This window comes from Bacteroidales bacterium (assembly GCA_018334875.1).
Taxonomy (GTDB): domain Bacteria; phylum Bacteroidota; class Bacteroidia; order Bacteroidales; family UBA12077; genus JAGXLC01.
The window spans coordinates 1-11636 of the sequence record JAGXLC010000113.1 but is presented as its reverse complement, the minus strand read 5'-3'; the positions used below and the strand labels follow the sequence as shown (position 1 = coordinate 11636).

Genomic DNA, 11636 nt, shown 5'->3' with positions numbered 1-11636 from the left:
CGTCTGGAAGGCCTTATTCTGATTATTATAGGCCTGGCCCGCTGGTTTTATAGCTTCTACTTTGGAACGTAAGGTTCTATCTTAGTGTTTGTCCATAAAGTCAAAGAGATTTGAAAGAGTCTCGTCTGGAATGTTCGCTGGCAAGGCTTGCGAGTTTTGAATGCCAAATGTAGAGACGTACGGCCGTACGTCTCTAACAGATGTAATTGACTGGCATGAAAAACGAGCGTAACGCAGCCAGCGGATATTATAGACAGACTCTATCTTAGTCGGTGTAGTCATCCTTTTTTGAGGGGCCTTCCTCTGTTTGATCCTCATTAGTCGGATACCTCCGGCCTTCTGATGTATCTTCCTCCTGTCGGGTAGATTCTTCATCTTCATCTTCAGATTCCTCTCCACTTCCTGAAGATTCTGTTCCAGCCTCTTCTTTATTGCTATAAGGACCGGTGGGTTCCTCATACACGTCTTCATCCGGTGTATCAGGATCAGTGCTTGTGTCTGTGTCTGTATCTGTATCGGCCTCAGTATCATTCGCTCCTTCGCCGGTACTGTCGTCATCGTTGAAATAGTTTTCCGTTATGTCATCAAACTTGGTACTTTCTTCCAGATCGCTTTTTATGCTTTTGATGTCTTTCTGGATATCCTGAGTGTGTTCATTAAATTCACTCTTGATGTCATTGGTGGCTTTTTTAAACTCGTTCATACCCTTGCCCAAACCCCGGGCTATTTCGGGAAGTTTATTGGCTCCGAATAAAAGCAATACGGCGAAAAGAATGATAAATATTTCAGAGCCGCTTATAAAGAGATCGATAAAAGATATCATGGCTTATAGTTGTTATTTTTATATTTTACTAACGCAAATATATATCAACTTCTTTTACAAAAAAAGCCCTGATATAATTTCAGGGCTTTTTTTATTAGCAAAAGCTTATTATTTCTTGTTTTTAGCCGCATTCTTTTTACCGGCTTTCTGAGGTTGCTTACTGGGTTGTTGTTTCCCTTTTTGTGGCTGTTTCACCTGTTGTTTTCCTTTCTGTTTACCCTTTTGTGGCGGGGTTTTAACCTTTTTATGTACCGTGTCATACACAACCGGCGAAGCGATGAACAGGGATGAGTAAGTACCCACAATAACTCCTACGAGTAAGGCAAATACAAAGCCTCGTATCACTTCACCTCCGAAAAGGAAGATGGTCAGCAATACAACAAAGGTTGACAGCGAGGTACTGAAAGTACGGCTTAGTGTGCTGTTCAATGCCCTGTTGATGATGCTGAAGCGGTCTCTTTTTGGATACAAGCCTATGTATTCCCGCACCCGGTCGAAGACAACCACCGTGTCGTTGATGGAGTAACCTACCACCGTCAGAATGGCAGCAATGAAGGCCTGGTCAACCTCCATCGAAAAGGGCATGATGTTGTAAAACAGTGAAAATATGCCAAGGATGATGATGACATCATGGATCAGGGCTGTCAAGGCCCCCAGACCATACTGCCAGTTGCGGAACCTTCCGAATATATACAGGAAGGTGATCAGGAGGGCAAATACAATTGCCCATACTGCCTGCACCCTGATGTCATAAGCAACCGTGGGGCCTACTTTGAGCTCACTTTGAATGTAATTATCGGTAAATTCCTCCATGGAAGTTTCACCTTCCATAAACGGCTGCAATCCGGCATAAATTTTCTGCACCACTTCCTCATCAACTTCTTTGCCTTCCTGGTCAATTTTATATTGGGTGGTCAGTTTGATTTGATTGTCATCTCCGAAGATTTTTACCTGTGGCGGCTGACCCAGTTCATCTTCCAGCCTGTTTTGAATTTCCACCGAATTGACAGGATGATCGAAACGAACAATATATGCCCGTCCACCGGTAAAATCAACGCCTTCGTTCAGGCCTCTTGTCGCCAGTGAAACCAGGCTGATCAGTATCAGTACCGAAGAAACAGCATACAAGATTTTTCTTCGGGATAAGAACGGGAAATTGGCATTTCGGAATGCACCCTCTGTTAGTTTGGTCGCAAAGGTGATGGGCTTGTTCTTTTCCAAATATCGTTCAAAGATCAGTCTTGTAATGAAGATTGCCGTGAACAGAGATGTCAGAATACCAATCAGTAAGGTTGTTGCGAAACCTTTGATAGGACCTGTTCCGAAAATATAGAGTATAAGTGCGGTAAGGAATGTAGTGACATTGGCGTCGATGATGGCCGAATAGGCATTTTTGTAACCGTCTTTTACGGCCAGTTTAATTCCTTTTCCGGCACGCAGCTCTTCCCTTATTCTGTCATATATCAGCACATTCGCATCCACCGACATACCGATGGTAAGAATTATACCGGCAATTCCCGGCAGGGTCAGTACAGCGCCCAGGGATGCCAGAACCCCGAATATAAAGAACATGTTGGCAAGCAGAGCGATGTCGGACACCAGTCCGGCTTTCCGGCTGTAGTAGAAAACCATGTAAAGCATGACCACAATGAAGGCAATGAAAAATGAGGTCAAGCCTGCATTGATGGACTCCTGGCCCAATGAGGGTCCGATGGTCTGGCTTTGGATAATTTGTGCCCTTGCAGGCAACTTACCTGATTTAAGCACGTTGGCCAGGTCTTTGGCTTCCTGTACCGTAAAATCACCGGTGATCTGCGACCGGCCTCCCTTAATCTCCTGTTGTACCCTTGGAGCTGAATAAACCAGATTGTCCAGTACAATAGCAATGTGCTCATTGACATTGTTCTTGGTCATTCTGGCCCATGTTTTGGCACCTTCTGAATTCATCGACATGGTAACTTCAGCAGTTGCCTGATCTCTTCCGAATTCTGCCCTTGCATTGGTCACCGCCTCACCGGATAAGGGTGCCTGTCCTTCTCTGCCGGTTAGTTTGAGTGCATATAACGGATAATATTCACCTGATTCTGCACCCTGATATGGCTTAACTCCCCAGTGAAATTCCATATCCCGCGGGAATACGGATTGTATCTGTGGCATCTGAAGGTAATCGTTAACCTGCGCTGTATCGGTAAAATGGGCTACTCCAACCACAGATCCCTGCATAAGCTGGTTGTTCCGGGGGTTAACCATTGGCTGAAGCACCTGGAAAAGCGGATATTGTTGGGCCATTTGTTCCTGTGTGGCACTGGTATCAAGCTGGCTGGTATCCTGCTCTTCGATCTGGTCCAACAGAGACTCCTCACCGGTGGTATCCTGAGCCGAAACCTCCTCTTCATCACCTTCCTGGGAAGATTGAGCCATGATCTCCTCAACGCTCTCCTCCGTGGTGGTATCCTGCTGCAGCTTTTCCCTGGCCTGTGTAACCTGACTGATTTTCTGGTTGGCCTTTTCCATGTATTCATATACCTGTGGATTTTCATAAACTTCCTGAAATTCCAGGCTGGCCGTGGTCTGGAGCAAATCCTTAACCCTTTCCTGATCTTTCACCCCGGGCAATTCCACCAAAATCCTGCCTGTGTTTTCAAGCTTTTGTATGTTGGGCTGAACCACCCCGAAACGGTCAATGCGGGTCCTTAAAATGTTGAATGTATTATCTAGTGCATCCTGGGTTTCCTCCCGAAGCACATCCAGCACTTCCTCGTTGCTGGAATTGTAATCGATCTGGTCGCGCAGTTCGTACGTATTGAATATTGCAGCAAGGCGGGCATTGGGGGCTATTTCTTCAAATGCCCTTCCGAATAATGTAATATAATCCTCCTGCGTTTGCCTTTGCAACTCGTTGGCCCGTTGAAGCGCCTGTTTGAAAACGGTATCCTGGCTGTTATTGGATAATGATCTTATAATATCATCAACTTGTACTTCCAGAATAACATTCATCCCCCCTTTAAGGTCAAGTCCAAGGTTGATCTCGCGTTGCCGGCATTCACGAAGCGTATATTGCCGGAATCCCAGGAAGTTGTAGACTTCCTCGTTTGCCATTGAGTCAAGATATGCTTGTTTTTTATTGAGGTCACCCTGGGCATATTCTTCCGCATCATTCTCTACGCTCGCGGTAACTACTGTAAAAGACAAATAGTAGATACAAATTAATGTCAGCAAAATCGCTACTAATCTGATGGCTCCTTTGATCTGCATTGCTATTGTTGTTTTTTAATTCAACGTGTGTTATAAGATTATCGTGCAAAGATATATTATTTTTTTAGAATAACAGAACTGAATTTGGTTTGATGGATGCTGCCGGAAGAAATTCTTTAGCTGATGAGAATGACGGTGGTTACGAGAACGGGTACATAATCTATCTTGATCAAAGGGTGAAGAAAAACAATGAAGCCAAACTATAAAAAGATAATGTTTGTGCTAATAACCCCTAATATTTTTAAGTATTTAATATAAATTAAGCAAAAAAACACAATTGCCCCCTGAAATTTTTAGTACTGTTAAAAAATGTTTATTTTTGTCATTGTATTTCATGGGTTCATTTTTTATGATAAGTTTTATTATAAATTGAAAATCAAAGAACAGATTTTATGTATAAAAAAATTTTAATTTAAATTTTTTAACAAAATGTTTGCAAAAGTCATTTGGAATACGTTTATTCGTGCTTAATATGATGGTAAAAATGTTTGAAATCAATTCCCTTTTGTTTAAGCCTTTAAATTATGATCGTTCTTCGCAGGTATATCTGAAAGCCGCAATATTATTATAATAAAGAATTGCATTTGAAAGGGAGTAAAATGTATATCTAATAATTTTAAAGTGAGTGTGTATCTTAAAATCAATTATATGTCTAACAAAACCAAAATTTGGTGTAATTAAAACTAAGCTCTATGAGAAAACTAACCTTGATTTTAACATTTTTGCTGTTTGCCGGATTGACGGCCTCAGCACAAATGCAGATTACAGGGACGGTCACCAATGCAGAGACAGGTGAGCCGATCCCGGGGGTTTCAATAGTTGTCCAGAGTCAGACAACCATTGGAACAACGACAGACATGGACGGTCAATACTCGCTTGAAGTGCCGTCCGACGCGGAAACACTGGTATTTAGCTTCGTGGGTATGCAAACCCGGGAAGTGTCTATTCAGGGGCGTACCACGATTGATGTGGAAATGCAGCCTTCCGTTGAAGAAATGGAAGAGGTTGTGATTACTGCTTTGGGTATTAGCCGTGAGAAAAAGTCTCTTGGCTATTCTGTTCAGGATGTTGGCGGAGATAATATAGCCAAATCAAAGCAAAGTAATCCGATTGATGCACTTTCCGGTAAAATTGCAGGGGTGAATATCAATCAATCCAATACTATGGGAGGCTCTGCAAATATGATTATAAGAGGCTGGACTTCGATTACCGGTAACAATCAGCCTTTATTCATTGTGGATGGAGTTCCTATTGATAATAGTGTGATTAACTCAGCCAGCCAGCAAACTGGGGGTGGAGGTTACGACTTCGGCAATGCCGCCATGGATATTAATCCTCAGGATATAGAGAATGTCTCAGTCCTGAAAGGTTCGGCTGCAAGCGCTTTATATGGTTCCCGCGCAGCAAGAGGTGTGGTTCTGATTACCACCAAAAAAGGTCAGAAAAGTGAAGGTCTGGGTGTAACGGTAAATTCAAGTTATACCGTAAGTACCGTTAATGATAAGACTTTCCCTCAGCATCAGCATAAATATGGTGCGGGCTATTTTGGAGGCAGCTTTATTAATGCAGACTTAGATGGCGATGGAGAAGATGAAAAAGTCGTTAAAACAATGGATGATGCCTCATGGGGATCTGAATTTGATCCCAGTATGGACGTAATTCATTGGGATGCACTTTATCCGGAAGATGATAATTATCTGAATACGCGCCCATGGGCTGCTCCATCTAATACGATAGAGGACTTTTTCCGTCCGGCGACTAAAGCTGAAAACAGCATCTCATTCACTGGTGGAAATCAGGACGGTAATTTCCGGTTTTCCTATACCAACGTTGCCAATAAAGGGATCTTGCCCAAAAGTAATGGTACAAAACACAACTTTAGTTTTAACGGATCTTATGACTTTACAGAAAGGCTGACCGTTCAGGCAAATACCAATTATGTTAATAATAGAACTATAGGCAGATTTGGTACAGGATATGACGGCCGCAATGTGATGCAGGCTTTTGGCCAGTGGTTTCAAACCAATGTGGATTTTGCCCGCCTGGAAGATTATAGAAGTTCTACCGGAAGACAAAAAACCTGGAATATCGCTGGACCCGTTTCCGGTAATCTGAGACCCATATATTTCAATAATCCCTATTGGGTCAGAAATGAGATGTGGGAAGATGATGGCCGTGACCGTTTCTATGGCAAAGCAGAGATTGATTATGACCTGACTGATTGGCTGACTTTTGTGGGTCGTTTTGGACTTGATTACTACAACTGGTTCAGAAATCAGAGAATTGCAGAAGGTAGTCTCGAAACATCAGAATATTCCAAAGCAACTCGAACAAATAAGGAAACCAACACCGACCTTATGCTCAGATTTGATAAAGAGGTGGGTAGCTTTTCCTTCTCCGGCGTTTTAGGAACCAATTTTCTGAGAAGAGAGATGCAGTCTCAAACTTCAGAAACCGTTGGAGGATTAATTGTTCCCAACAAATATTTTGTATCTAACTCAAGTTCTCCGACGGATGTTTTTGATGAGGACTATATAGACAGAGGTAAAAACAGTTATTACGGTAGTGTCTCTATAGGCTACAATGAACTTTTATATCTTGAGTTAACCGGAAGAAATGATATTTCTTCAACCTTGCCCGATGAAAACAACTCCTATTTCTATCCTTCGGTTGCTACAAACCTGGTTTTCTCTGAGTTGATAGAATCGGACGTGCTATCCTTCGGTAAAGTACGGTTAAGCTATGCAGAAGTTGGTAACGATGCCCCGGCATACAGAACAGCTTCTACCTATACCCAGTATAGCAACTGGTTGAATCTGGGTCTGTTCTCTGTGGATGCTCAGGCAGCCAACCCCGATCTGAAGCCGGAAAACACGGTAAGTTATGAAGCCGGTTTGGAAACTTATTTCCTGGAACGTAGGGTCGGTTTTGATATATCGTTTTATCAAAACAATACCTTTAATCAGATCATGCCGGTGGATGTGACCGACGCAACCGGAGTCGACCAGAAATTTGTAAATGGCGGTGAACTCCAGAATAAAGGTGTAGAACTGATGTTGACAGGAACCCCAATTGAAACCAATAATTTCTCCTGGGATATTTCTGTTAATTGGGCACAGAGCGAGAATAAAGTGGTTGAACTGGCAGAAGGTATAAGTAATTATCTGCTCTTCAGTGCATGGGGTGTCTCGGTTAACGCCACTGAAGGACAGCCGTTTGGCGCAATTAAAGGAAAAGATTTCCTCTACGAGGATGGAAAAAGAGTGGTTTATCCGGATGATGCAGGATTTGCTGCAGGTAGGTTCCAGGAAACAGACAAGGATAAGGTGTTGGGAAATATACAACCTGATTGGAAAGCAGGAATTTCCACAACAATATCCTATAAGAATTTATCGCTTGATGTTTTATTTGATATCCAACAGGGAGGCGATATTTATTCTGTAAATCAGAAATATGGAATGGCCACTGGTGTATATGAGGAAACTGTAGGCAAAAATGATCAGGGTGGAAATATTAGGGATGATCTTTCAAATAACGGAGGATACAAATTCCCCAATACGGTTTATCCCGATGGCAGCCCCAATGAAACCTATATTACAACCCAGAACTTTTTTGGAGCCTGGTATTATGGCTATATTCCGGAAGCTTACAACGTATATGATGCTTCTTATGTAAAATTAAGAGACGTTTCACTTACATATAGCTTCCCGGACAATATAGTAAGCAAGACTCCATTTACAAGACTTCAGGCGTCATTGATCGGGCATAATCTGGCCATACTGCTTAAAAATACCCCACACTTTGACCCTGAGGCTATCCTCAGTGCAGGCAGGTACCAGGGTATAGAACATGGAGCATACCCAACAAAAAGGATGGTTGGATTTAATCTGACCTTAGGCCTGTAATTATAGTTTTGGTTTTATAATTGAAAAAATTCAATAATGATGAAAAAATTAAATAAAATAGCAATATTGTTAATACTAATTATCGGGACTTTCTCCTGTGAACTGCCCGATAATGCAGACCCCAAAAATCCGGAGGAAGCTTCTCCGCAGGCGCTTTTTACAAACGCCCAGAGACAATTGGGGGATTATGTCAGTACAATGAACTATAATATCAATATCTCCAGGTTTTTTGTACAATACTGGACCGAGGTTACCTATCTGACAGAAGTTCGTTTCGACTTTTCCGACAGATCAATTCCTGATAATTTCTGGAATGTGATGTATCGAAATGTGCTTATGGATTTCAATGAAGCTGAAAAAATGGTAAATCAAACCGATTTTGCTGAACCTGAGTTCCCTAAAAGGGACAATATGTTAGCAATTATTGACATACATCAGGTTTATACATATCATCTCCTGGTGGATGTATTCGGCAATGTTCCATACACAGAAGCCCTGGACCCGAATAACGCCACACCGAAATATGACGACGCGGAAACCATATACAAAGATCTTATTTCCAGATTGACGGAGGATATAAATCAGCTGGATCCTCTTGCCGGTTCATTTGACGACTATGATCTTTTTTATGGTGGTGATGCAGCTATGTGGAAAAAATTTGCCGCTTCTTTGAAGTTCAGGCTGGCCATGCGCCTTGCAGATTCTGATCCAGATTATTCTCAGACAGCTGCAAATGAAGCTTTGAGTACGGGTGTATTTGATTCTCAGGATCAAAGTGCTGTTTTCGAATTCACCAAGCTTGCACCTCACGTTCACTCCATTTATGAATGGTTTACCCTTGATGGCAGAAAAGACGTTGTGCCTACCAATACATTATACGCTCCTATGGATTCTCTTAATGATCCAAGGAAAAATGATTTCTTTTCAAAAGTAGACACAACCGGTGATGGTGTAGGAGATTATTATAATCCGCAGCCTTATGGAATTCAGGTAGAAACCTACTCGGCTGTAAGCCATTTCACAGGTCAATTCTATGAACCTGATTTCGAACATGTGTTTATGGATTATGTTGAAATGGAGTTCCTTAAAGCTGAAGCCGCTGAACGCGAAGGTTATGATGTGAGCGGATCCGCTGAAGACCATTATAACAATGCAATAACCGCCAGCATAGAAAGATGGGGTGGTACAGATGATGAGGCAGAGGATTATCTGGCTCAGGAAGATGTAGCTTATTCTTCAGCAGAAGGTACCTGGAAAGAAAAAATTGGATTGCAGAAATGGATTGCCCTATATAACAGAGGCAATGAAGCATGGGCTTCCTGGAGAATCCTGGATTATCCTACTTTTGAAGTGGCTCCCGGATCACAGTATCCGGAAGTTCCTGTTAGAATGCCTTATCCGTTTGATGAACCGAGACTCAATGAGGAAAGTTACAATGCAGCGGTAGAAGCTATGGGTGGAGAAGATTCACCACTAGTAAATATTTTCTGGGATACAGAATAATATTCAATATTTAAGTTTTTCAAAAAAAAGAGGATGGTCTACGATCATCCTCTTTTTTAAGTTTGCCGTGCACGACCATTAACTCGAGGGTGAAAGTCTATTATGGAGGTTTGTGACTACCAACCATTAGCCAAATGGTAGGGTGCCCAGCGTGAAGTGAAATCTAAAGCCTGCCTTCGTTTTTTATCCGTCAGATTTTTTATATATTAAAAGGATTTCTTAATAGGTAAGCTTTCTTTGATAAAAAGACTTGAAATGGATTGATCTGTGGATATGATAAACAAACCAGCGCTTATGAAAAAGTATTTGATATTCATCTTGTACTTGATGATGGCAGGATATGGTCATGCCCAGGAGGTAGAAATTGTCACCAGAAAGAACGAAGGCGTTTTTAACATTACCCAGACGGGCTATATGCCCGGAGTGGGAAACATTTCCTACGACGGTGATTTGCGCGCCAACCAATCGGAAGCTTACAGACTGAGAACCCTGTTCGGGTATTTCATCACACCGCGTTTTTCGGTTGCCCTGGGCGCCGGCGCGGATGCCTACAACAATCCTTCATACAATACGTTTCCGGTTTTCGCCGATGTACGGGCTTATCTGCACGATGCCAGAAACACCCCCTATGTGTTCTTTGACTTGGGAAAATCCCTTCCTGTTGCCCCGGAAATTGAGGAGGGCATGTTCATCAACGGCGGAGTCGGATTCAAGTATTTCGTCTCAGAACGGATCTGTCTCAATACCGAAATCGGTTACAATTACCAGCGCATGAACCCGGAGAAGCATTATTTCAGTGATCTGTTGAATATCGGATTCAAGGACATGGTCCCTTCCAACTTCAAAGCCCTTTCAGTCAACGTGGGCCTCGTCTTCGAACTTTGGGCCTTAAGGAAACCGGCGACGGAGCTGACGGGGGATTAGTAGTGAGTAGTGAGTGGTGAGTAGTGAGTAGTGAGGAAAATGTCATTTGTTGTCATTAAGCTATTAGCAGCAGTTTGTAAATTAGTAGGCAGTAGGCAGCGATGTAGCTACAGGAAAAGCAGTAGAGACGCAATGCTTGCGTCTCGGAGATTTTTGAACGAAAGAGCGACAGAACGATGGGAGATGGGACAAGAGGAGAGTAGTGAGCTCGAGTAGTGAGTGTTCTGAAAATCTAGTAGATTAATCCCTGAAATGTCAGGCTCGGGTCTTTAATTCTGTACATAGCAACTCACTCCCAACTCCCTCCTAAAGCCTATCGAATGAGCATTTAATGACAATCAATGACAACCTAATGACAATCAATGACAAGTTACTATGCCTTCCACCTTCCACCTTTAACCTTCACACTCACAACTCACTGCCAAACACTATTCACAACTCACTCCTAAAGCCTATCGAATGAGCATTTAATGACAATCAATGACAACCTAATGACAATCAATGACAAGTTACTATGCCTTCCACCTTCCACCTTTAACCTTCACACTCACAACTCACAACTCACAACTCACCACTCATAACTCACTACTCATCACTCACTACTCATTTGGTCTTTCAGTATCGTCTCCGTCTTACCCTTCCTCCCGGTTCGGTATTTCCTGATCACAAACTGCGGTACCGGATCGTAGCCGTGCGTTCCCCAGGGATGACAGCGCGAGAGCCGGTTCATGCCCAGCAAAAATCCCCTGCCCGGGCCATGCCGGTGAATCGCTTCTATCATATACTGGGAACAGGTGGGCACATGCCTGCAGGATGACATGGTAATGGGGGAGATCACCCACCGGTAAAACCAGACAAAGCCCAGCACAAAATATTTGAAGAATTGCCGGATCAGCCAAACCAATGTTTTCATATCACAAAGATAACTCAAATTGTACGGCGGTTATTATATAACCGGAAAACTCCCGATGGCCGGTAATTAAGAGGGAAATAGCGGGGATGAATGGTTAGATGGTTACATTGTCAATTATGCGTTTCACTTCATTAATTTGATGCTTTATAGAATGGCAATATAAATGAGGTTATTGGCTATTGTGTTCTAATGTGGTTCAATATTACTATTTTTTTATAATTGCCCTGCTTTTCTACGGTTTTCTAAAACAATTGATGAGAAAACGGGTATGAACATTCATCGGGAGGAAATTTGAAGCTTATAACCTATAGCC

At 42.5% G+C, this 11636-nt stretch carries 6 protein-coding genes; 3 read left to right on the top strand and 3 right to left on the bottom strand.

The window, feature by feature from the left end:
- Window positions 1-265: 265 nt before the first annotated feature.
- Both KGY70_10555 and secDF read right to left on the bottom strand, forming a co-directional pair.
- Entirely contained in the window at window positions 266-823 is a 558-nt protein-coding gene (locus tag KGY70_10555; protein MBS3775620.1) for a twin-arginine translocase TatA/TatE family subunit, read from the bottom strand.
- Window positions 824-931: 108 nt separating this feature from the next.
- Window positions 932-4078, bottom strand: a complete 3147-nt coding sequence (secDF, locus tag KGY70_10550; GenBank protein MBS3775619.1) for a protein translocase subunit SecDF — start codon at window positions 4076-4078, stop codon at window positions 932-934.
- Between the two features lie 692 nt (window positions 4079-4770).
- Between secDF and KGY70_10545 the strand changes: the two genes are divergently transcribed.
- The 3 genes from KGY70_10545 to KGY70_10535 all read left to right on the top strand — a co-directional run bounded on the left by KGY70_10545 (window position 4771) and on the right by KGY70_10535 (window position 10410).
- Window positions 4771-7983 carry a SusC/RagA family TonB-linked outer membrane protein gene (locus tag KGY70_10545; GenBank protein ID MBS3775618.1) on the top strand — a complete coding sequence of 1071 codons (3213 nt, stop codon included), beginning with the start codon at window positions 4771-4773 and terminating at the stop codon, window positions 7981-7983.
- A 36-nt stretch (window positions 7984-8019) separates the two neighbouring features.
- Window positions 8020-9486, top strand: a complete 1467-nt coding sequence (locus KGY70_10540) for a SusD/RagB family nutrient-binding outer membrane lipoprotein (protein ID MBS3775617.1) — start codon at window positions 8020-8022, stop codon at window positions 9484-9486.
- A gap of 294 nt (window positions 9487-9780) precedes the next feature.
- Window positions 9781-10410 (top strand): hypothetical protein, encoded by a 630-nt coding sequence (locus tag KGY70_10535; GenBank protein ID MBS3775616.1) that lies wholly within the window; start codon window positions 9781-9783, stop codon window positions 10408-10410.
- Window positions 10411-11002: 592 nt separating this feature from the next.
- On the opposite strand, the gene yidD is transcribed toward KGY70_10535, so the two are convergent.
- Window positions 11003-11302, bottom strand: coding sequence for a membrane protein insertion efficiency factor YidD (yidD, locus tag KGY70_10530; protein ID MBS3775615.1), 300 nt, complete (start codon window positions 11300-11302; stop codon window positions 11003-11005).
- Between the last annotated feature and the right edge of the window lie 334 nt (window positions 11303-11636).